Here is a 20,386-nt window from a genome sequence, read left to right as displayed (position 1 = left end):
TATCTGGCGTTGACTTTTGGCACGCTGTTGAGTTCTCAAGGAACGGACACTTCCTTCGATCCCGCTCTCGCGTTCTCTCCGGGCGCTTCGTTCTTTCGTGTTTCCAGCTTAGCAGATCCAGCTTTTCGCTTTTTCCGCTCACCTGGCTGGCCAGGGCCGCTTTCTGCTTTCGCGGCGACCGTCACTCTACCGTATTTCCGGCACTGGTCCGGACCATGCCGATTCCGAAAGGAAAAGAGCGTGGTTGGTAAATCAGTAAGTGTGATGGTCGCTCCGAACGGATTCGGGCCGGCCTCTCGGCTGTCCCTCGCGTCCGCCCGGTTCTGGCGACTCGGACTACGTTAGGCCAGCTGGGCGGCAACGTCAAACACGCAGGGGCCGGATCTGACCGGATCCGGCCCCTGTGGGGTGTCGTACCAGCTCAACGGGGAGCTGTTTCAGGCCACCTGACCGAGTCTCAGCGGCCGGTGGAGTGAGGAGCTGTCAGTTCTTGACCAGCTCCACCGCGGCGAGGTTGCGCTTGCCGCGGCGCAGCACGAGCCAGCGGCCGTGCAGCAGGTCGGCCTCGGCGGGGACGGCGTCCTCGTCCGCGACCTTGGTGTTGTTGAGGTAGGCGCCGCCCTCCTTGAGGGTGCGGCGGGCGGCCGAACGGCTGGGAGCCAGGCCGACCGCGACCAGCAGGTCGGCGATCGGGGCCAGCTCCGCCACCTCGGCCCGCGGCACCTCGGCGAGGGCGGCGGCCAGGGTGGCGTCTTCCAGCTCGGCCAGGTCGCCCTGGCCGAACAGCGCCTTGGAGGCGGCGACCGCGCGCTCGTACTGGTCCACCCCGTGCACCAGGGTGGTCAGCTCCTCGGCGAGGGCGCGCTGGGCCAGCCGGGCCTGCGGGCGCTCGGCGGTCTCCCGCTCCAGCTCCTCGATCTCCTCGCGCGAGCGGAAGGAGAAGATCCGCAGGAAGTTGGAGACGTCCCGGTCGTCCGCGTTCAGCCAGAACTGGTAGAAGGCGTAGGGCGTGGTCAGCTCGGGGTCGAGCCAGATGGTGCCGGACTCGGTCTTGCCGAACTTGGTGCCGTCGGCCTTGGTGATCAGCGGGGTGGCGAGGGCGTGCACGGACTTGCCCTCGGCCTTGCGGATCAGCTCGGTACCGGCGGTCAGGTTGCCCCACTGGTCGCTGCCGCCGGTCTGCAGGGTGCAGTTGTAGCGGCGGTTCAGCTCCAGGTAGTCCATGGCCTGGAGGATCTGGTAGCTGAACTCGGTGTAGCTGATGCCCGCGTCGGAGTTGAGCCGACGGGCCACCGCCTCCTTGGCGATCATGTGGTTGACCCGGAAGTACTTGCCGACGTCGCGCAGCAGGCCGATCGCGGACAGGCCCGAGGTCCAGTCTAGGTTGTTGACCAGCCGGGCCGCGAACTCGCCCTCGAAGTCGAGGAACTTGCCGACCTGCACCCGCAGCCGGTCCACCCAGGCGGCGACCGTCTCGGGGGCGTTGAGCACCCGCTCGGCGGTCGGCTTGGGGTCGCCGATCAGGCCGGTGGCGCCGCCGACCAGGCCGAGCGGCAGGTGGCCGGCGTCCTGGATCCGCCGCATGGTGAGCAGCTGGACCAGGTTGCCGAGGTGCAGGCTGGGCGCCGTCGGGTCGAAGCCGCAATAGAACGTGACCGGGCCGTCCGCGAGCGCCTTGCGCAGAGCGTCCTCGTCGGTGGAGAGGGCGATCAGCCCGCGCCACGTCAGCTCGTCGACGATGTCCGTCACGGTCACGGTTCTCCTTGGTCGGTCCGCGCCGCCCGTCGGCGGGGCGGTGGGATGGCTGGGTCCAGCGTGTCCGAGGGTACGCGGTCGGCGCCAGCGGGTTTCACCCGGTGAGCCCGTCGGGCAGGCCGGAAGGTCAGCCGGTGCGGCGGCGGCGGGGGACGTGCGCACGGTAGGGGCTGACGGTCGGGTCGCCGTCGATCCAGAACCGCCAGGGCGTGTCGGCGCCGGTGGCGACGCCGGTGCGCGGGCCGCTGCGGATCAGCTCGGGCGCGGGCGGCGTGCCGGTGAAGAGCTGGAGCACCGGGCCGGCCACCACGTCCTCGCCGTCCTGGGCGCGGTCGATGCCGAGGGCGACGGCGAGCCGGGCCGGGCCCTGGGCGAGGTCGTGCTCCCGGCGGCTGCTGCTGCGGCGCTTTCCGGCCAGGTCCGCTCCCCCGGTCACCTGTCCCGCGCGCAGCAGCACCCCGCCGGGATGCAGGGCCGGGCCGCAGACCATGTTCACGCAGAAGTGCATGCCGTAGGTGAAGTAGACGTAGGCGTGCCCGGGCGGGCCGAACATCACGGCGTTGCGGGCGGTCCGGCCGCGGTAGGCGTGCGAGGCGGGGTCGTCGGGACCGGTGTAGGCCTCCACCTCGGTGATCCGCAGCTCGACCGTGCCCTCGGGAAGGGTGCAGCGCAGGGTGCGTCCGAGCAGGTCGGGGGCGACCTCGGGCGCGGGGCGGTCGTAGAAGGTGCGGGGCAGCGGGGTGCCGGCGTCGTCGTTGGCCACGGGCCGAGCCTATGACGGGGCGCCGACAGCCCGGCCGAGCGGGGAAATTGCCTTGTCGGGGGGCGATCGCCGGGGTCACAGTGGTCGGGTCCGCCGACCGGCGGCAACGGCTTGGGGAGGTGCCCGGAAGTGCGCAACACGCTGGTGCTGAATGCGAGTTACGAGCCGCTGTCGACGGTGTCGCTGCAGCGAGCGGTGGTCCTGGTGCTGCAGGAGAAGGCGGAGATCGAGCAGGCCCATCCGCTGCGTGCGGTGCGGGCGACCGGCCTGTCGGTGCCGGTGCCGAAGGTGATCAGGCTGCGGCGCTACGTCCGGGTGCCGTTCCGACAACGGGCTGCCTGGTCGCGGCGCGGCGTGCTGGTCCGGGACCAGCACCTGTGCGCCTACTGCGGCCGGCGGGCGACCACCGTGGACCACCTGGTGCCGAGGTCGCGCGGTGGCGCCGACAGCTGGCTGAACACCGTGGCGGCCTGCGCCGAGGACAACCAGCGCAAGGCCGACCGGACGCCGGAGCAGGCCGGGATGGTGCTGCTGCGCCGCCCGTTCGAGCCGACCCCGCAGGCCTCGCTGATGCTGGCCTTGGGCCTGCGGGCGGGCGAGGCCGCGGAGTTGGCGCAGTGGCTGCCGCAGCCGGCGGCCGCCTGAGGCGTCCGGCCGGCCGTGCGCGGTGGCTCCGGGCCGTCAGCCCTTGGCCTGGAAGGCGGTGGCGATGCCGAAGTGGGTGGAGTGCTCGGGGATCACCAGCACCCGCCCGCCGCCGATCAGCACCCGGCCGGAGGTGAGCAGTGAGCCGGTGGCGGGCGGGAAGTTGCCGCCGACCGCCTCCTGGCCGCCGTTCAGCGCGAACCGGCTGAGGTGGGCGGGCTGGTCGACGCGCTCCTCGGTGGCGAGCACCAGGGAGCCGTTGTCCAGCCCGACCGCGCGCACGTTGCCCTTCTCACCGACCGGGGTCTGCCAGCCGGCCTTGCCGGTGGTCAGGTCGTAGGCGACCACGCTGGTCCTGCCGTCCTTGCCGGTGACCGTGGTGACGGCGGTGTGGTCCTGGAAGAAGATCGCGGGTGCCGGGTCGAAGATGCCGGTGTCGGCGGCCAGCCGGCCGGCGTCGGAGACCACCGGGATGCTGCCGGCCGGGTCGCCGTTCTGGCCGAAGGAGAGCAGCTTCGCGTCGGTGGGCTGGTCGCCGGTGGTGAGCACGGCGGCCGGGTCGGCGGAGAGCACGGTGACGGTCTTCGGCGGGCCGTCCAGGCCGTGCGTCCAGAGCTGCTTGCCGTCGGCGGTGCCCAGCGCGACCATCTGGTCACCGGGACTGCTGTCGGCGCAGCTGGCGTGCACCAGCACAGTGGTGGGGCCGGCGCCGCCGCTGAGGGTGCAGTACTTGCCGGGGCCGGGGTACTGCCAGAGGTCCTTGCCGTCGGCCGAGGCCCAGGCGGCGACCTTGTCGTCGGCGACCGCGATCACCTTGTCGTCGAGCACGCTGACGTGCGCGGCGTACGGGTTGGTGGTGGTGGAGAGCTGCTTGGTCCAGCCGGCCTTGCCGGCCTTGGTGTCCACGGCGGCCAGCAGCGAGCAGGGGCTCTTGGGGTCGGCGCCGGTGCGGTAGAGCGCGACGCCCACGCCGGCCGCGTTGACGGTGGGCGACAGGCCGCAGGGCACGGCGCCCTGGGCGGGGGCGTCCACCGTCCAGGTGGGCTTGCCGGTGGCCAGGTCGTAGGCGTGCACGCCGGTGCTGTCGGCGCGGACCACGGTGTCGGCGAGCAGCCAGCCGCCGGACAGGGTGTCGTCGCCGCCCTGCTGCGGGGCGGCGGCGGGCTGGGCCGTCCAGATCTTGTTGTGCGCGACGGCGAAGCCGGTGTCGCTGCTGGGCGGCGGGGCCGCGGCGGCGCCGTGGTGGCCGCTGCCGCCGCTGGTGGCGAGCAGGCCGGCGGTGACCAGCACGCCCAGGGCCAGCACGCCGGCGCCGCTGCGGATCAGCAGGGCGCGGCGGTCGGGGGTGCCCTCGGTGCGGAGCAGCCTGGCGGCGGCGCTCTTGGCGCGGTCGGCGAGCGAGCCGCCGGAGCCGCCCGGGCGGGCGGCTCGGCCGGGGGCGGGCGCCGGCTCGGCGGGGGCCTCGGCCTGCTCCTCGTCGGCGGGGACGGCGGCCATGGTGGCCGTCGCGGCGCCGTAGATGTCCTGCGGGTAGGCGGAGTCGCCGGCCTGCTCGGCGTCGGTGGAGGGTGCGGCCAGGGCGGCGGTCTGGGCGGCGTAGATCTCCTGCGGGTAGGCCGATTCGTCGCCCTGCTGGTAGCCGGGCCAGGCCCAGGGCTGCTGCTCGGTGCCCTCGGCGGGGTAGCCGGGGTGGGCCGCCTGCTCGCCGAAGAGCTGCTCGCCGTAGGGCTGCCGCTCACCGTAGGCCTGCTGGTCTCCGTAGGGCTGCTGGTCTCCGTAGGGCTGCTGCTCGGCGTAGCCCTGCTGGTACTGCTGCTGCGGGTCCGCGAACTGCTGCTGGTGGTGGTCCGCGTAGAGGTGCTGCTGCGGGTCCGGATAGGGCTGCTGCTGCGGGTCGGTGGGGTACCAGGAGTGCTGCTGGTCGTACCCGTCCTGACTCATGAGTTCCCGTTCGTCCGACTGCATCCGGCCGGGCCAGCATCTCACGCCCTCCGGGGCGGCCCGGTCAGACGGTGTCGAACACCCGGTCGATCAGGGCCGCGAGTTGGAAGTCCAGGCTGGTCAGGCCGCCCGCGCTGTGGGTGGAGAGGGTGAAGGTGAGGGTCCGCCAGCGGATGTCGATGTCCGGGTGGTGGTCCAGCCGCTCGGCCTCCTCGGCCACGGCCACCACCACCCGGATCGCGGTCGGGAAGTCGGCGGCGTCGGCGGTCCTGGTGATCGACTCCCCCGAGCCGGACCGCCGCCAGTGCGGAAGTCCGTCCAGCGCGGCGGCGATCTCGTCCTCGGTGAGGAGGTTCGTACTGCTCATCGGTGTGCTCCCGGTCCGCGTGGTCGCCGGGCCCGCCCCCGCGGGCGGGTCCTCGGCGCCGAGCCTACCGGCCCTGGAGCAGGAACTGACGGACCGTCAGCCGGTGTGCCCCGCTCAGTCCACCAGCAGCTTGATGACGGCGATCAGGCCGACCACCACGATCAGCCCGCGCAGCGCGACCGGCGGCAGCCTGCGGCCGATCCTGGCGCCGGCCAGGCCGCCGATCGTCGAGCCGATCGCGATCAGCAGCGCGACCAGCCAGTCGATGTGCGTGGTGAACAGGAAGAAGACCGCGGCGATGCCGTTGACCAGCGCCGCCAGCACGTTCTTGACCGCGTTCATCCGCTGCAGGTCGTCGCGGAGCAGCATGCCCATCAGGGCGAGCAGCAGCACCCCCTGGGCGGCGCCGAAGTAGCCGCCGTAGATGCCGGTGAGGAAGACCCCGGCGACCAGCAGCGGGCTGCCGTCGGGGTGGCTGCTCGCGCCGCCGCGGGCGGCGACGGCCCGGGCCACCCGGGGCTGGATCACCACCAGCACCAGGGCGAGCAGGATCAGCACCGGCACGATCGCGGCGAAGGCCGAGCTGGGCAGCTTGGTGAGCAGCATCGCGCCGATCAGGCCGCCGGCCAGCGAGGCCGCCCCGAGCCGGAGCAGCCGGCCGCGCTGGCCGACCAGTTCGCGGCGGTAGCCGTAGGCGCCGCTGAGCGAGCCCGGGACCAGCCCGAGGGTGTTCGAGACGTTCGCGGTGACCGGCGGCACGCCCAGCGCCAGCAGGACCGGGAACGTGATCAGCGTTCCCGATCCCACGATGGCGTTGATGGCGCCCGCGCCGGCCCCGGCGGCGAGCACCGCCAGGTCTTCCCAAGGAGTCATGGCCTCGTCCCTACTGTTCGCGTGTCCGCCCCGGAGGGATGGTGGCGGCCTTCGCGATCATTCCGGACGGCTTCCCGGGTGCCCAGCCCTTTCCAGGATGAGAGACGGAACCCGGGACGCCCGGTCACTCCGGGTCGATCTGCGGATACTCCCGGGTGGGGTTGGTGCGCGGGCGGGTGGCGCCGGAGTCGTCGGTGTCCAGCGGGCGCGGGCCGTTGGCCGAGCCGACCGGGCGGGGCACGGTGGCGTCGGCGGCCGGCTTGGTCAGGTCCGGCGGGCCGGCCACGGTGGCGGGCGAGCCGCCGCCGGGGGCGCCGGCGCCGGTCAGGCCGCCGAAGGCGCCGCCGAGGCCCTTGAGCGCGTCGCCGACCTCGCTGGGGATGATCCAGAGCTTGTTGGCGTCGCCCTTGGCCAGCTCCGGCAGGGTCTGCAGGTACTGGTAGGCGAGCAGCTTCTGGTCGGCGTCGCCCTCGTGGATCGCCTCGAAGACGGTGCGGATCGCGGCGGCCTCACCGTCGGCGCGCAGCACGGCGGCCTGCGCCTCACCCTCGGCGCTGAGCACGGCGGCCTGCTTCTCGCCCTCGGCGCGCAGGATCGCGGCCTGCCGGGCGCCCTCGGCGTTGAGCACCGCGGCGCGCTTGTCCCGCTCGGCGCGCATCTGCTTCTCCATCGAGTCCTGGATGGAGGTCGGCGGCTCGATCGCCTTCAGCTCGACCCGGTTGACCCGGATGCCCCAGCGGCCGGTGGCCTCGTCCAGCACCCCGCGCAGCCCGGCGTTGATCACCTCGCGGGAGGTGAGGGTGGACTCCAGGTCCATCGAGCCGATGATGTTGCGCAGCGTGGTGACGGTCAGCTGCTCGATCGCCTGGATGAAGGAGGCCACCTCGTAGGTGGCGGCCCGGGCGTCGGTGACCTGGTAGTAGATGACGGTGTCGATGTTCACCACCAGGTTGTCCTGGGTGATCACCGGCTGCGGCGGGAACGGCACGACCTGCTCGCGCAGGTCGATCCGGTTGCGGATGGTGTCCACGAAGGGCACCACGATGTTGAGCCCGGCGTTCAGGGTCCGGGTGTAGCGGCCGAACCGCTCCACGATCGCCGCACTGCCCTGCGGGATCACCTGGATCGTCCGGATCAGTGCGAAGAGGGCCAGCACCACCAGGACGATCAGCACGATGAGGACGGGTTCCACGGTGTCTCCCCTGGACAACTCGAACGACTGGCCATGACTCGCACGACGCTCCGGCGCGGGCGGCCGGCTAGTCGACCAGGGCGGTGGCGCCCTGGATTTCGATCACATCCACTTGCTGGCCCGGTTCGTAGACCCGGTCGGGGTGCAGCGTGCGTGCTGACCAGATCTCGCCGTTGAGCTTGATCCGCCCGTCCTGTCCGTCGACCCGTTCCTGGACCACGGCCCTGGCTCCGACCAGCGCCTCGATCCCCATCCGGACCTGTGGACCGCGCCGCAGCCGCCGGTAGGCCAACGGCCGCACCACCACCAGCATGGCGACCGAGACCACCAGGAAGGTGAGGAACTGCCAGACCAGGTCCGCGCCGAGCCCGGCCACCGCGGCGGCGCCCAGTGCGCCGACCGCGAAGAGCCCGAACTCCAGCAGCGTGGTCGCCGCCATCGGCACGCCGAGCAGTCCGGCCACCAGCAGCCACCACAACCAGCTGTCCACGGAACCCCATCCTAGGGAGGAAACGACATCCGGTGTGGTGGCTTCCCGCAGGTGGACGGCCGGAAACCGGTCAGCTGTGCGGCGTCTGACGTCGGGTCGGCGGGTCGGGGATCAGCCGAGCGGCAGGCCCTGGGCCGACCAGCGGTCGCCGTGGCGCTCCAGGGTGAGCGGCAGGCCGAAGCAGAGCGAGAGGTTGCGGGCGGTCAGTTCGGTGTCGATCGGTCCGGCGGCCAGCACCTTGCCCTGGCGCAGCATCAGCACGTGGGTGAAGCCGGGGGCGATCTCCTCCACGTGGTGGGTGACCATCGCCATGGCGGGCGCCTGCGGGTCCTGGGCGAGCGCGCCGAGCCGGCGGACCAGGTCCTCGCGGCCGCCGAGGTCGAGGCCGGCGGCGGGCTCGTCGAGCAGCAGCAGTTCGGGGTCGGTCATCAGGGCGCGGGCGATCAGGGTGCGCTTGCGCTCGCCCTCGGAGAGGGTGCCGAAGAGCCGCTGCTCGTAGCCGCCCATGCCGAGCCGGTCGAGCAGCAGCAGCGCGCGGGACTCGTCCAGCGCCTCGTACTCCTCCTGCCAGGTGGCGGTCATGCCGTAGGCGGCGGTGAGCACGGTCTGCAGCACGGTCTGCTCGCGCGGGATGCGGTCCAGCAGCGAGACGCCGGCCAGGCCGATCCGCTGGCGCAGTTCGAAGACGTCGACGGAGCCGATCTTCTCGCCGAGCACCGCGACCGTCCCGGTGGTCGGGTGCAGGTAGCTGCTGGCGACCTGCAGCAGCGTGGTCTTGCCGGCACCGTTCGGGCCGAGGATCACCCAGCGCTCGCCCTCGGCCACCGACCAGGAGACTTGGCTGATCAGCGCGCGGCCATCCCGGACCACGGAAACGTCAACCAGCTCCAGCACGTCGCTCATGCCTCTGCCTTCCCCAACTTCGGATGCCACTCGTGTCGACAAGTCGGTGCGGCCGGGCAGCCTACTCCGCCCGTCCGGTAGGCGGGGAGGGAGCACGGCCACGGGCGCGACCGCGCGGCTGCCGACGCAGCACAGGGCAAACCTACGCCACGCAGGTGGCCGGGTTGTCCGTAGGCTGGCGGGATGCCACTGACTCCCGCCGCTCCCGACTACTTCGCCGAACCCCGTTCGGCCCGGTTGACCGCCTGGGGCAGTTCCCTGCTGGCCGGCCACGCCCCGCCCGACCAGGTGGTCGAGGAGGTGGTGGGGGGCGACGAGCGGCACCGGGTGACCGGCCTGCCCGGGGACCCGGAGCCGGGCGAGCAGCATGGTCTGAGCTGGGCACTCGGCCGGCTGCGGGTGCTCGGCGCGAAGGGGCTGCGGCTCGCGCTGCCCACCGAGGGGCACCTGCTGGGGCTGACCGGCCCGGCGGAGTTCAACGCGGCGGCGATGGCGGCGGGCGAGGCGGTGCTGGCGGTCGGCCTGGCGGTCGGGCTGGTGCCCGAGGTCACGGCCTACGGTCCGCCCGGGGACCAGTCGGTGACGGTGCTGTGGCACTGCCACGAGGTGCGGGAGGCGCCGCCGGCCGACGTGCCCTCGCTGCACGAGGCGGAGCGGGAGCTGGCCGACGGGCTGCGCGAGGCGACGGTGCTGCTCTCCCGGCTGGACGTGGCCGGGGCGGGCCCGGAGGCGATGCGGGCGCTGGAGCAGTACCGCCGGCGCGGGCACAGCCGGGTGCTGGCGCCGGGCTACCCGCCGCGGGCGGTGCGGGTGCTGGAGTCGGCCCGGCAGGTGTCGGCGCTGCTGGCGATCGCGGCGGGCGGGCACGGTTCCGCGGTGAGCGCGGCTGAGATGGCCGCCCGCTCGGCGGTGCTGACCCCCCTGCGGCGGACCGCCCGGCGGGCTCAGGTGGCCGCCTACAACGCCTTGGCGGACGAGGCGGGCGGCTGACGCCGGGGGCCCGTGGCGGTCCGTCAGGCGCCCTCGGTGGTGCCGTGGCGGACCGCCCAGAGGGCGGCCTGGGTGCGGTCGGCCAGGTCCAGCTTCATCAGGATGTTGGAGACGTGGGTCTTGACCGTCTTCTCGGAGAGGCTGAGCGCCCGGGCGATCTCCCGGTTGGAGCGCCCGTCGGCGAGGTGGCCCAGCACCTCGCGCTCGCGCTCGGTGAGGGTGGAGCCGCGGCCCTGCGAGGCCCGCGGGGCGTCCTCGGCCAGCAGGGTGCCGGCCAGTTCGGGCTGGAGCAGCACGTGGCCCGCGTGCACCGCGCGGATCGCCCCGGCCAGCGCCTCCGGGTCGACGTCCTTGTAGACGTAGCCGGCCGCGCCGGCCCGCAGCGCGGGCACCACGGTGCGGTGCTCGGTGAAACTGGTGACGATCAGCACCCGGGCGGTGCTGCCCTGCTGCTTGAGCCGGCGCAGCGCCTCGATGCCGTCCATGCCGGGCATCTTGACGTCCATCAGGACCACGTGCGGCTCCAGCTCGCAGGCCTTCTGGACGCCCTCGGCGCCGTCGGCGGCCTCGCCGACCACCTCGATGTCGTCCTGCACCTCCAGGAAGGTGCGCAGGCCGCGCCGGACCACCTGGTGGTCGTCCACCAGCAGCACCCGGATCCGGGCTGACGCTTGCTCAGGCACCGGGGACCTCCAGTTCGATGACGGTGCCCCGGCCGGGGGCCGAGCTGAGGGTGAGCCGGCCGCCGACGGTCTGCGCCCGGTCGTGCATCGAGACCAGACCGAGGTGGCGGCCGGCCCGGCGGACCGATTCGGGGTCGAAGCCTCGGCCGTCGTCGCTGACGGTCAGCAGGGCGCCGCGGCCGGCGGTGCCGCGCAGGGTGACCTCGACCCGGCCGGGGCGGGCGTGCCGCAGCGCGTTGTGCAGCGCCTCCTGGGCGATCCGCAGCACCGCGGCCTCCTGGGCGGGCGGCAGGGTGCGCACGCCGCCGTCCTCGTCGAAGGAGACGGTGGCGGAGTGCGCCCGGTCCAGCACCTGCACCTGGGAGGCGAGGGTGGCGACCAGGCCGTCCTCGTCGAGGGCGGCGGGGCGCAGCTCGACCACCACGGCGCGCAGCTCGTCGGCGGCCTCGGCGGCGAGCCGGGCCACCTCCTGCAGCTCGGTGCGGGCCCGGGCCGGGTCGCGGTCGAGCAGGGTGGCGGCGGCCTTGACGGTGAGCCGCAGGCTGAAGAGCTTCTGCGAGACGGCGTCGTGCAGTTCGTGGGCGATCCGGGCCCGCTCGCCGACCAGGGTGAGCTCGCGGCTGCGCTCGTAGAGCCGGGCGTTGCCGAGCGCGATCGAGGCGTGCGCGGCGAGGATCCGCAGCAGCCGCTCGTCCTGGTCGGTGAAGCCGCCCGCCTTGTTGGCCAGGAAGATCGCGCCCAGGATCTCCTCGCCGTCCGGGATCGGCATGCCGAGGAAGTCCTTGAGCTCCGGGTGGGCCTCCGGCCAGCCCTCGAAGGCGGGGGCGCGGCGGACGTCGGCCAGCCGGGTGGGGGTGAACTCGTGCAGCATGGTGGCGAGCACGCCGTGCTGGCGGGGCAGCGGGCCGATCGCCTTCCACTGCTCGTCGCTGACCCCGTCGACCACGAACTGGGCGAAGCCGCCGTGGTCGTCGGGCACGCCCAGGGCCGCGTACTCGGCGCCGAGCAGGCTGCGGGCGGAGGCGGTGATCCGCCGCAGCACCTCGCGCACCTCCAGGTGCCCGCTCATCGCGAGCACGGCCTCGCTCACCGCCTCGAGGCCGTCCATCGCGGCGCCGTCGATCTCCACCATGCGGCCACGGTAGCGCGCCGGACGGGCGCGGCGGATCGGGCGCCGGGCGGGGCGGGCGTGGGTCCGCGGTCCTATGCCGCTGGTCCCCCGGACTGCTGGTGGAGGGCGGTGCGGACGGTGGCGATGAAGTCCCGGGTGAGCGCCTCGATCCGCGGGTTGCCCTGGGCCTGGCCGAGAGTGAGGGCGTGCCGGGCGGCGGCCAGCGCGGCGTGGTGGCGGCCGAGGGCGTGCAGCGCCTCGGCGCGGGTCTGGGTGGCGATGATCAGCCGGGGGTCCTCGGGGTGTCCGGCGAGCAGCCGCACCGCCTCGGTGGCGTGCTCCAGCGCCTGGTCCGGGCATCCGGCCACCACCAGGGCGTTGGCCAGGTTGTTGAGCGCCTGGGCGAGCAGCCGCGGGTCGGGCACGGTGCGGGCGTCGGCCACGATCCCGGTCATCAGCGGGATCGCCCGGGCGTGCTCGCCGGCCCGGACCAGGCCGTTGGCCAGCCGGGTGCGGCACTGGTGCAGCAGCATCCTGTCGCCCAGCTGGCCGGCCAGCGCGGTGGCCCGGTCGAGCTGGGCGGTGGCGGCGGCGAAGTCGCCCTGCTCGATCTGCACCACGGCCAGGTCGGCGTGCATCCGCACCAGCGCCTCGGTGTCGCCGCAGCCGCGGGCGGCGCGCAGGCCGGCCTCGGCGGTGGTGCGCCACTCGCGGCACCGGCGGTTCTCGTTGTAGTAGAGCACGCAGGCCTGGTGGGCCAGCTGCCAGGCGAGGGCGGGGCGGCCGTGCTGCTCGGCGCAGACCACCAGGCCGCGCACCGCCCGCTCCTCGCGGCGGAACCAGTCGATGGCCTGGCCCGGGGTGCCGAGCGCGGGCAGCGTGTCGCCGGGCGGCGGCGCGCCGCGCTCGGGCAGCACGCTGCGGGTGTTGAGGGCGGCGCAGGCGGCGGCGGTGGCGTCCAGGTAGTGGCCGAGCATCCGCTCCATCGCCGCCTCGCGCTGGGCGGGGCTGAGTTCGGCGGCCAGCCCCGCGCTGTAGAGCCGGACCAGGTCGTGCCGGGCGAACAGGCCGGGGGCGGTCTCCTCGACCAGGTGGGCGGCGTCCAGCTGGGCCAGCAGCATCCGGGCCTCGACCGGCGGCACGTCGGCCAGCACGGCGGCGGCGTGCGGGTCGATCACCGCGCCGGGGTGCAGGCCGAGGTAGCCGAAGAAGCGTCCGGCGTCGCTGCCCAGTGCCCGGCGGGTGAGGTTGAGGGTGGCGGCGATGCCCAGGGAGCCGGAGCCGGCCGTGCTCAGCGCGGCGAGCCGGGACTGCTCGTCGGAGATCTCCTCGGCGAGGTGGCCCAGGGTCCAGTCGGGGCGGGCGGCGAGCCGGGCGGCGGCCAGCCGCAGGGCCAGCGGCAGGTGGTCGCAGCGGTCGGCGATCTCGGCGGCGGCGACCGGCTCGGCGTCCACCCGCTGCGGGTCGAGCGCCCGGCGCAGCAGCTCCAGCGCCTCGGCGGGCGGCAGCACGTCCAGCGGCAGCGGGACGGCGCCGGCCTGCACCAGCAGGTCGCCGAGCCGGTTGCGGCTGGTGATCACGGTGACCGGGGTGTCCTCGGCGGCGGGCAGCAGCGGGGCCAGCTGGCCGTAGTCGCGGGCGTTGTCCAGCACCACCAGCACCCGGCGGCCGGCCAGCAGGTCGCGGTAGCGGCGGGAGCGCTCGTCCAGGGTGGCGGGCAGCTGCTCCTCGGAGACGCCGAGCGCGGTGAGGAAGCCGGCCAGCACCTCGGCGGGGTCGCGCGGCTCGGTCTCGTCGAAGCCGCGCAGGTCGGCGTGGAGCCGGCCGTCCGGGAAGCGGTCCACGGCGCCGTGCGCCCAGTGCAGCACCAGGCTGGTCTTGCCGACCCCGGCCGGGCCGGTGACCAGCACCGGGTGGCGTTCGGCCTGGCCGGGCTGCGGGTCGGCGGTGGCCGCGTCCAGCCGGGCCAGCTCGGCCGTTCGGCCGGCGAACCGGCGGTTCTGCCGGGGCAGTTGGGAGACGCTCCGGCGGACCGTCAGGCGCTCCCGGGCGGCCTTCAGCGCCGGCGACTCGGCGGCGCCCAGCTCGGTCTGCAGCCGCCGCACGGTGGCCTGGTGCAGGGCCAGCGCGTCGGCCCGGCGGCCGGCCTGGTCCAGGCAGTCCATCAGCTGGGCGGCGAGCTGCTCCCGGGTCGGGTCGGCGGCCAGCGCCGCGTCCAGCTCCTCCACCAGTTCGGCGCCCCGGCCGGCCCGGCAGAGCTGTTCGCCGAGCTGCTGCAGCGCGCGCAGCCGCAGTTCGGCGAAGCGCGGCGCGACGGCATCGCGCAGCAGGCTGGAGCCGCAGTCGGCCAGCGCCGGGCCGCGCCACAGGCCGAGCGCCCGGCGCAGCAGCGGCAGCGCGTCCTCGCCGCGATCGGCGGCCCGGGCGCCGGCGCAGAGCCGTTCGAAGCGCAGCGCGTCGACCTGTTCGGGGTCGCCGTCGAGCTGGTAGCCGGTGTCCCGGGTGGTCAGGGTGAGCCGGTCGTCGAGCAGCCGGCGCAGTTCGGCGATGTGGCCGTGCAGCGCGGCGCGGGCGGTGGGCGGCGGGCTGCCCTCCCAGACGGTGTCGAGCAGTTGGTGGGTCGGCACCAGGCGGCCGGTCTCCAGGGCGAGGGCGCTGAGCAGCGCCCGGCGCTTGGGCGCGCTGGGGGTGACCGCGGCTCCGCAGTCGGTCTGCACGGTGATCGGCCCGAGCAGGTTGATCCGCATCCGCACCCTCCCTGCGAACGGTGGACGACCTCTCAGGAACGGGGTCGCTCGGGCGGGGGCGCCCGGTTCCCGCCCTGTTCGACCGCTTGAAAGGATAGGGCCGCGGACCGCCGGTCGAGCCCGCCGGGGGCGGCCCGGCCGGTGTCCTCGCAGGTAGGGGTGTGAACCAGACCGTTCAGGGCAGCTGAGGTGGCCACGTCGGGCTGGCCTACACTGACCGCCGAGGGAGCAGCCCGGGCCGCCGGGCCTGTCGAGGTGGGGAACGTCATGGGTATCCGGCTCCTGGGACCGGTGGAGCTGCGCACGGCGGACGGCAGGCCGACCGAATTGGGGGGTGCCCAACGGCGGGCGGTGCTGGCGCTGCTGGCGCTGCGCTCCGAGCGGGTGGTGCCGATCGAGCGGTTCTTCGAGCTGCTCTGGGGCGACGATCCGCCGGCCCGCGCGCGGGCCGCGCTGCAGGGTCATGTCGCCGCGCTGCGCAAGCTGTTGGCGGGGTCGCCGTTCGAGCTGCTGACCCGGGCACCGGGCTACCTGCTGACCGGCGGCGCCGAACTGATCGACGTGCGGCGGTTCGAGGCGCTGGCGGCCTCGGCCGAGGAGCAGGCGCAGGACGGCCCGGCGGCGGAGCTGCTGGAGGAGGCGCTGGGCCTGTGGACCGGCGCGGCGCTGGCCGACCTGCCGGACACCGAGCTGCGGCAGTCGCTGGTGGACCGTCTGGACGCGGCCCGGACCACGGTGCTGACCGCCTGGGCGGAGCGGCGGCTGCGGCTGGGCAGCGGTGCGGTGGCGGTGCCGGCGCTGGAGCAGCGGGTGCGGGCGGACGGGCTGCGCGAGCCGGTGGTGGCGCTGCTGATCCGCTGTCTGCACCAGGCCGGGCGGCTCTCCGACGCGCTGGCGGTCTACCACCACGCCCGGGAGCGGCTGGCGGCCGAGCTGGGCGTGGTGCCGGGGGCCGCGCTGCAGGCCGCGCTGGCCGAGGTGCTGCGGGCCGGAGAGGAAGCGGAGGAGATCGTTCCGCCGCCGGTCCCCGCCTTCGCCGCCTTCGCCGGACCCGCCGACTCCGGCACGCCGCGCGCCAATGTGCCCCGGCAGCTGCCCCGGCAGCCCGCCGGCTTCGTCGGGCGGGGCAGCGAGTCGGTCTGGCTGGACCGCGAGTGCGGCCCGGACCGCACCGGGGACGGCCTGGCCCTGGTGGTCGGCCCGGCCGGCGCGGGCAAGAGCGCCACGGTGATCCGCTGGGCGCACGCCGTGGCCGAGGGCTTCCCGGACGGCCAGCTCTTCGTCGACCTGCGCGGCTTCGACCCGGCCGGCCCGGCCGACCCGGGCGAGGTGCTGGCCCAGTTCCTCAAGGCGCTCGGGGTGGCCGAGTCGGCGATCCCGGAGGACCGGGCGGAGCGGGCCGCGCTCTACCGGGCCACCACCGAGGGCCTGCGGCTGCTGGTGGTGCTGGACAACGCCCGCGGCGCCGAGGAGGTCACCGAACTGCTGCCGGCCGGGCAGGCCGGCGCCGCCGTGGTGACCAGCCGCAACACCCTGGAGGACCTGGTGGTCACCGAGGGCGCGGCGCTGCTGCGGCTGGCCGCGCTGCCGGACGACGACGCGCTGCGGCTGCTGGAGCGCAGCCTCACCCCCGAGCGGGTGCGGGCCGAGCTGGCCGCCGCCCAGCAGCTGACCGCGCTCTGCGACCAGCTGCCGCTGGCGCTGCGGATCGCCGCCTCCCGGCTGGCCGCCCGGCCCGGCTGGACCATCGCCGACCTGGTCACCGAGCTCTCCGACGAGCGCACCCGGCTGCGCTCGCTGGACACCCACGGCGCGGTCAGCGTGCGCACCGCGCTCGCCCTGACCCACCGCCACCTCTCGGTGACGGCCGGTCAGCTGATCTCCCTGCTGGCCGCCCACCCGGGCCGCGAGGTGGACGCCTACGCGGGCGCCGCGCTGCTCGGCACCGACCTGGGCACGGCGCGCGCGGCGCTCGGCGAGCTGGCCGCCTACCACCTGCTCAGCGAGTCCACCCCCGGCCGCTACACCCGGCACGACCTGATCCGGCTGTTCGGCATGGAGCTGTTCGGCGAGCTGCCGGCCGCGCTGCGCCGGCAGAGCACCGACCGGCTGCTGGACTACTACCTGGCGGCGGCCCGGCACTGCAACGAGCACCTGGACCCGGGCCACGAGTCGTACGGCCCGCTCGCCCACCCGCCGCGGGCGCTGCCGCAGCCGGCCGACGCCCGGGCCGCGCTGGTCTGGTTCGTCTCCGAGGAGCCGACCATCCGCTCGCTGGTGGCCGCCGCCGCGGAGGCCGACCCGGAGCGGGCCTGGCGGCTGGCGATGGTGGCCAGCGGGCTCTACTACGGCTCCAGCCGGCTGATCGACTGGCTCGGCTACCTGCGCTCCGGGCTGCGGGCGGCCGAGCGGACCGGCAACCCGCGCGCGGTGGCGGCCCTGGAGGCCAACATCGCCAATGCGCTGATCGGCGTCGAGCGGATCGTCGAGGCGGTCGAGCTTGGCGAGCGGGCGCTGCTGAACACCACCCCGGCGGACGGGTTCGTGCACGTCCGGGTGCTCTTCACGCTGGCGCTCGCCACCGCGGTGGCGGGGCGGCCGGCCGAGGCGGAGCGGCTGGCCGGGCGGGCGCTGGCGCTCTCCCGGGTCGGCGACCCGCCCGAACGGGTGGGCGCCACGCTGGCCTACGCCGCCTCGATGTCGGTGCTGGCCGGCGACCCGGTCACCGGGCTGGCCCGGGCCCGCGAGGCGAGAGCCCTGCTGGCCGCCCACCCGTCGGCCACCGTGCACGCCTGGGCGATCCTCAGCGAGGCGCAGTCGCTGCAGCTGCTGGGCGAGTTCGAGGCCTCGGAGGCGGCCTGGTCGGAGCTGCTGGCGATCTGCCGGCAGGCCGGCTTCCTGCACCTGCACGCGGCCGCCGAGCAGTCCTACGCCGAGTTCCTGCTGCGCCAGGGGCGGGAGGCGGAGGCCGCCGAGCACCTGCGCTCGGCGATCAGCCTCTACCGCTCGCACGGCCACCTGGCGGCGGCGGTCACCGACCTGCTGGCCCGGGTGGAGCGGGCGCTGCACGCACCGTGACGGTCCGTTGGCCGACGGCGGGTCAGGCCGCGGGCGCGGGGGTCGGGGCGTACTCGCGCTGCGCGGCCAGCACCGGGCGCAGCGCCCGGATCGCGTAGAAGTTGCGGGACTTGACGGTGCCCGGCGGCACCCCCAGGCGCTCCGCGGTCTCCACCACCGAGCGGTCCTCGAGGTGCAGCTCGACCAGCACCTCGCGGTGGTGCGGCTGCAGGGTGTCCAGCATCGCCGAGATGTCCCGCCCGGCCAGCACGGCCTCGTAGGGGTCGTCGGCCACCGGCCGGTCCTCCAGCACCTCGCCGGCCACCTCCTGGGCCCGGGCGGCCGCCATCCGGAAGTGGTCGATGGCGATCCGGCGGGCCACCGTGAAGAGCCACGGGCGGCTCTGCGCGGCACCGCGGGAGATCGACTCGGGGTGCTGCCAGGCGCGCAGCAGGGTCTCCTGGAGGATGTCCTCGGCCTTGCCCCGGTCGCCGTTGGTGACCCGCAGCAGCGCCCGCAGCAGATAGCCGCCGTGCAGGCGGTACAGCTCGGCCAGGGTCTCCTGGTCGAGCGTGGGACGTGCCGACCGGGGCTGGGTCGGGACGGCAGGTTGCATGGTCACGCGCTACCTCTTCGGTCCAGTCTGGGGGGCTGCTGCTCGAACCGGCCGTGTGGGCGGCCGGGCGGGATCCGGCACCAGGGGTAGTGCCCGATCCCGCCGGTCACCAGGTTCGCCGCGACCGCCAACGTCGCGCCAAGGACCGGCCAACGCCGCCGCGTCAGCGGCGCGGCGCGTCGTTGGCGGGGGCCGTCCGGGCCGCTCAGGCCCGGTCCGGCAGCAGCTCGGCGAGCAGCCGCTGCACCCCGTCCTCGCCCTGGCGCTCGATCAGCACCGCGACCCAGCCCAGCACCTCGGCCCGCTCCTGCCGACTCCAGCAGCGCGCCGACGGGTGCTCGTCCACCACCAGCGCCGCCGCCAGCGGGAGCAGCGCGACCGGTGGAACCGGACGCTCCTCCACGGCGTCACTGTGACCGTGCAGCACCCGGCGGGCCGCCGCGACCACCTCGGCGGCCGGCGCCGGCGGCACCGCCAGTCCGGGCAGGCCGGGCAGCGCCTCGGCCGGCCCGGTCATCAGGTCCGCGATCAGCTGACGGGCTCTGGCCGCCGACCCGTCCTCGGACATGCGCTCCCTCTCTCCGGTCCCCGGGACCTCGCTCCGCACTCCCCGAGGCCGCGCCCCGGCCACCGCACCAAGGCCGCACGGGCCGCCACCGCCCTGTCACCGGGCCGCGGCAGCCGTGCCATCCGGGCCGCCATCCGTAGGACGGTACCGGGAAGTAGCCGGGTTCACCCGGAATTCCACCGACCGGACCCGGCGGCCGCCGATCAGGTGAACGCGGCGGTGCCCCCCGGCCGTCTACCGGTACGGAACGGCACCGTGTGGGCGGAGCCGGACACCGGAGCGGGACGGTCCGTTTGTGGGCGGGCCGGACCGGGGTCCCTCCGCTGGGGCCTCGTCGGACCGCGTGGCGCTTCCCCGGCGCGCGCACGGCACTCCGGGTTCGCCCCGGCCGGCCGGACCCCCTCCGGCCGGCTGGGGGCCTTGCGGGGCGGTGCGTCGCGCGGAGAGGGCGGAGCAGGCGATGACTGGTCAGGGCGGCACGGCCGCGGTGGTGCTCCGGGCGGCGCCCGGCGGGCTCGTGGGGAGCTCGCCGGACTACGCGCCGGACGCCTGGCCCGAACCGCTCGGCCCGCTGCGGCCGCTGGACCCGCTCGGCACGGTGCTGATCCCGCCGGCCGTGCGCGCCGTGGTCGCGCCGCGCCCGACCGCCGCTCCGGCCGCGGCGGCACCTGCGCCGGCCCCGCAGGCCGACCCCTCGCTGGGCCGGGCCGCCGACCTCGAGCTGAGCGCCGACCGGCTGGTCCGCCGCCGGCTGCCGCGCGGGCGGCGGCTGGCCGCGGCGGCGGAGCGGCTGACCCGCGGCGGCGACCGGGAGCGGGAGCCGGCCCGGCAGGCGGAGCGGATCCGCACCCCGCTGCGGCGGGCCCACCGGGTCGCGGTGCTCGGCGCGGGGCCGGGCACCGGACGGACCGTCACCACCACGCTGCTGGGCGACCTGCTCGCCGCCCACCGCCCGGACCGGGTGATCGCGCTCGCGCTCGGCACCGGCACCGGCCCGGTCGGGCTGCCCGCCGCCCCCACCCACCAGGACTTCCGCCGCTTCACCGAGCTTCGCCCGAGCGGCCTGGAGCTGCTGGCCTCCGGCGCCGCCGACGAGGCCGGGCACCGGCGGCTGCTGGACGCGGCCGCCAGCCAGTACCCCGTGGTGCTCACCGACCCCGGCGGCGGCGCCCCCGCCGTGCGGGCCGCCCTGGCCGCCGCGGACCAGCTGGTGATCTGCGCCGGCGCCACCGTCCGGGGCGCGGCCGGCACGGACGCGCTGCTCGGCTGGCTGGCCGCCGAGGGCTTCGCCGACCGGGTCGCGGCGGGCCTGCTGGTGGTCGCCCCGGTCCGCGGCAACGAGCGCGCCCTGCCCGGCGAGGAGCTCTCCGCCCACTTCGCCGGCCGCTTCCGCTCGGTCCTGCTGGTCCCCGCCGACGCCCACCTCGCGGACGGCGGCGACCCGGTCCTGGACCGCCTGCGCGGCCGCACCCGGGCGGCCTTCACCGAACTGGCGGCGCTGACCGGGGACGCGATGGCGGACTGACGGGGCGTCAGCCGCTGGTGGCGGGGGGGGGGGGGCGGGGGCGCCCCCCCCCCCCCCCCCCCCCCCCCCCCCCCCCCCCCCCCCGCGGGGGGGGGGGGCCCGGCCGGCCCCGCCACACGCGCCCACCCCCCCCCCGGGGGGGGGGGCCCCCCCCGCGCCG

The 20,386-nt window shown here is 75.4% G+C and carries 17 protein-coding genes; 4 read left to right on the top strand and 13 right to left on the bottom strand.

The annotated features are described in order from the left end of the window. Positions 1–483 precede the first annotated feature (483 nt). Both tyrS and ACFYNO_RS40695 read right to left on the bottom strand, forming a co-directional pair. Positions 484–1,749, bottom strand: coding sequence for a tyrosine--tRNA ligase (gene tyrS, locus ACFYNO_RS40700; protein ID WP_388023714.1), 1,266 nt, complete (start codon positions 1,747–1,749; stop codon positions 484–486). Between the two features lie 133 nt (positions 1,750–1,882). Continuing rightward, positions 1,883–2,518 (bottom strand): DNA-3-methyladenine glycosylase, encoded by a 636-nt coding sequence (locus tag ACFYNO_RS40695; protein ID WP_388023705.1) that lies wholly within the window; start codon positions 2,516–2,518, stop codon positions 1,883–1,885. Positions 2,519–2,647: 129 nt separating this feature from the next. On the opposite strand from ACFYNO_RS40695, the gene ACFYNO_RS40690 reads away from it, so the two are divergent. After that, on the top strand, positions 2,648–3,163 hold the full coding sequence (locus ACFYNO_RS40690) for an HNH endonuclease (protein WP_388023702.1): 516 nt from the start codon (positions 2,648–2,650) through the stop codon (positions 3,161–3,163). 36 nt (positions 3,164–3,199) lie between these two features. Here the strand turns inward: ACFYNO_RS40690 and ACFYNO_RS40685 are convergent, their stop codons facing one another. From ACFYNO_RS40685 to ACFYNO_RS40660, 6 genes are all read right to left on the bottom strand, one after another. After that, on the bottom strand, positions 3,200–5,104 hold the full coding sequence (locus tag ACFYNO_RS40685) for a PQQ-binding-like beta-propeller repeat protein (RefSeq protein WP_388023699.1): 1,905 nt from the start codon (positions 5,102–5,104) through the stop codon (positions 3,200–3,202). A 64-nt stretch (positions 5,105–5,168) separates the two neighbouring features. Next, positions 5,169–5,471, bottom strand: a complete 303-nt coding sequence (locus tag ACFYNO_RS40680; RefSeq protein WP_388023697.1) for a 4a-hydroxytetrahydrobiopterin dehydratase — start codon at positions 5,469–5,471, stop codon at positions 5,169–5,171. A gap of 114 nt (positions 5,472–5,585) precedes the next feature. After that, positions 5,586–6,344: a sulfite exporter TauE/SafE family protein gene (locus tag ACFYNO_RS40675; protein ID WP_388023694.1), complete on the bottom strand. Its 759-nt coding sequence runs from the start codon at positions 6,342–6,344 to the stop codon at positions 5,586–5,588. 124 nt (positions 6,345–6,468) lie between these two features. Further along, a complete protein-coding gene (locus ACFYNO_RS40670) occupies positions 6,469–7,536 on the bottom strand; it encodes an SPFH domain-containing protein (protein WP_388023691.1) in 1,068 nt (355 codons plus the stop codon). A 67-nt stretch (positions 7,537–7,603) separates the two neighbouring features. Then, on the bottom strand, positions 7,604–7,975 hold the full coding sequence (locus ACFYNO_RS40665) for an NfeD family protein (protein WP_388023711.1): 372 nt from the start codon (positions 7,973–7,975) through the stop codon (positions 7,604–7,606). A 162-nt stretch (positions 7,976–8,137) separates the two neighbouring features. Beyond that, complete coding sequence (locus ACFYNO_RS40660) at positions 8,138–8,929, bottom strand: ABC transporter ATP-binding protein (RefSeq protein WP_388023688.1); 792 nt, start codon at positions 8,927–8,929, stop codon at positions 8,138–8,140. A gap of 183 nt (positions 8,930–9,112) precedes the next feature. Here ACFYNO_RS40660 and ACFYNO_RS40655 point away from each other — a divergent pair, with 183 nt between their 5' ends. After that, positions 9,113–9,919 carry a hypothetical protein gene (locus ACFYNO_RS40655; protein WP_388023686.1) on the top strand — a complete coding sequence of 269 codons (807 nt, stop codon included), beginning with the start codon at positions 9,113–9,115 and terminating at the stop codon, positions 9,917–9,919. A 23-nt stretch (positions 9,920–9,942) separates the two neighbouring features. Here ACFYNO_RS40655 and ACFYNO_RS40650 read toward each other — a convergent pair whose 3' ends face one another. From ACFYNO_RS40650 to ACFYNO_RS40640, 3 genes are all read right to left on the bottom strand, one after another. Further along, positions 9,943–10,602: a response regulator gene (locus ACFYNO_RS40650; protein ID WP_388023683.1), complete on the bottom strand. Its 660-nt coding sequence runs from the start codon at positions 10,600–10,602 to the stop codon at positions 9,943–9,945. After that, positions 10,595–11,734: a GAF domain-containing sensor histidine kinase gene (locus ACFYNO_RS40645; protein WP_388023681.1), complete on the bottom strand. Its 1,140-nt coding sequence runs from the start codon at positions 11,732–11,734 to the stop codon at positions 10,595–10,597. Before ACFYNO_RS40645 ends, ACFYNO_RS40650 begins: the two co-directional genes overlap by 8 nt. A gap of 71 nt (positions 11,735–11,805) precedes the next feature. After that, positions 11,806–14,460: a BTAD domain-containing putative transcriptional regulator gene (locus ACFYNO_RS40640; RefSeq protein WP_388023679.1), complete on the bottom strand. Its 2,655-nt coding sequence runs from the start codon at positions 14,458–14,460 to the stop codon at positions 11,806–11,808. Positions 14,461–14,727: 267 nt separating this feature from the next. On the opposite strand from ACFYNO_RS40640, the gene ACFYNO_RS40635 reads away from it, so the two are divergent. Next, positions 14,728–17,538, top strand: a complete 2,811-nt coding sequence (locus ACFYNO_RS40635; protein WP_388023677.1) for a BTAD domain-containing putative transcriptional regulator — start codon at positions 14,728–14,730, stop codon at positions 17,536–17,538. A 22-nt stretch (positions 17,539–17,560) separates the two neighbouring features. On the opposite strand, the gene ACFYNO_RS40630 is transcribed toward ACFYNO_RS40635, so the two are convergent. Continuing rightward, positions 17,561–18,133 carry a sigma-70 family RNA polymerase sigma factor gene (locus tag ACFYNO_RS40630; RefSeq protein ID WP_388023708.1) on the bottom strand — a complete coding sequence of 191 codons (573 nt, stop codon included), beginning with the start codon at positions 18,131–18,133 and terminating at the stop codon, positions 17,561–17,563. A gap of 205 nt (positions 18,134–18,338) precedes the next feature. After that, the gene (locus ACFYNO_RS40625; RefSeq protein WP_388023674.1) at positions 18,339–18,701 is read right to left on the bottom strand and encodes a hypothetical protein; all 363 of its coding nucleotides are present in this window, start codon (positions 18,699–18,701) and stop codon (positions 18,339–18,341) included. 460 nt (positions 18,702–19,161) lie between these two features. Between ACFYNO_RS40625 and ACFYNO_RS40620 the strand changes: the two genes are divergently transcribed. Beyond that, positions 19,162–20,226: a MinD/ParA family protein gene (locus ACFYNO_RS40620; protein WP_388023671.1), complete on the top strand. Its 1,065-nt coding sequence runs from the start codon at positions 19,162–19,164 to the stop codon at positions 20,224–20,226. Positions 20,227–20,386 lie beyond the last annotated feature (160 nt).

Source organism: Kitasatospora sp. NPDC006697 (assembly GCF_042869935.1).
Taxonomy (GTDB): domain Bacteria; phylum Actinomycetota; class Actinomycetes; order Streptomycetales; family Streptomycetaceae; genus Kitasatospora.
Note: the sequence above shows the minus strand (reverse complement) of the source record. Positions and strands in the feature narration are given on the sequence as shown.

Bases quoted from the DNA above. Each gene is read 5' to 3' on its own strand.
- ACFYNO_RS40685 (WP_388023699.1), bottom strand. From the start codon at position 5,104: ATGAGTCAGGACGGGTACGACCAGCAGCACTCCTGGTACCCCACCGAC.
- ACFYNO_RS40680 (WP_388023697.1), bottom strand. From the start codon at position 5,471: ATGAGCAGTACGAACCTCCTCACCGAGGACGAGATCGCCGCCGCGCTG.
- ACFYNO_RS40675 (WP_388023694.1), bottom strand. From the start codon at position 6,344: ATGACTCCTTGGGAAGACCTGGCGGTGCTCGCCGCCGGGGCCGGCGCG.
- ACFYNO_RS40665 (WP_388023711.1), bottom strand. From the start codon at position 7,975: ATGGCGGCGACCACGCTGCTGGAGTTCGGGCTCTTCGCGGTCGGCGCA.
- ACFYNO_RS40660 (WP_388023688.1), bottom strand. From the start codon at position 8,929: ATGAGCGACGTGCTGGAGCTGGTTGACGTTTCCGTGGTCCGGGATGGC.
- ACFYNO_RS40655 (WP_388023686.1), top strand. From the start codon at position 9,113: ATGCCACTGACTCCCGCCGCTCCCGACTACTTCGCCGAACCCCGTTCG.
- ACFYNO_RS40645 (WP_388023681.1), bottom strand. From the start codon at position 11,734: ATGGTGGAGATCGACGGCGCCGCGATGGACGGCCTCGAGGCGGTGAGC.
- ACFYNO_RS40640 (WP_388023679.1), bottom strand. From the start codon at position 14,460: ATGCGGATCAACCTGCTCGGGCCGATCACCGTGCAGACCGACTGCGGA.
- ACFYNO_RS40635 (WP_388023677.1), top strand. From the start codon at position 14,728: ATGGGTATCCGGCTCCTGGGACCGGTGGAGCTGCGCACGGCGGACGGC.
- ACFYNO_RS40630 (WP_388023708.1), bottom strand. From the start codon at position 18,133: ATGCAACCTGCCGTCCCGACCCAGCCCCGGTCGGCACGTCCCACGCTC.
- ACFYNO_RS40625 (WP_388023674.1), bottom strand. From the start codon at position 18,701: ATGTCCGAGGACGGGTCGGCGGCCAGAGCCCGTCAGCTGATCGCGGAC.
- ACFYNO_RS40620 (WP_388023671.1), top strand. From the start codon at position 19,162: ATGACTGGTCAGGGCGGCACGGCCGCGGTGGTGCTCCGGGCGGCGCCC.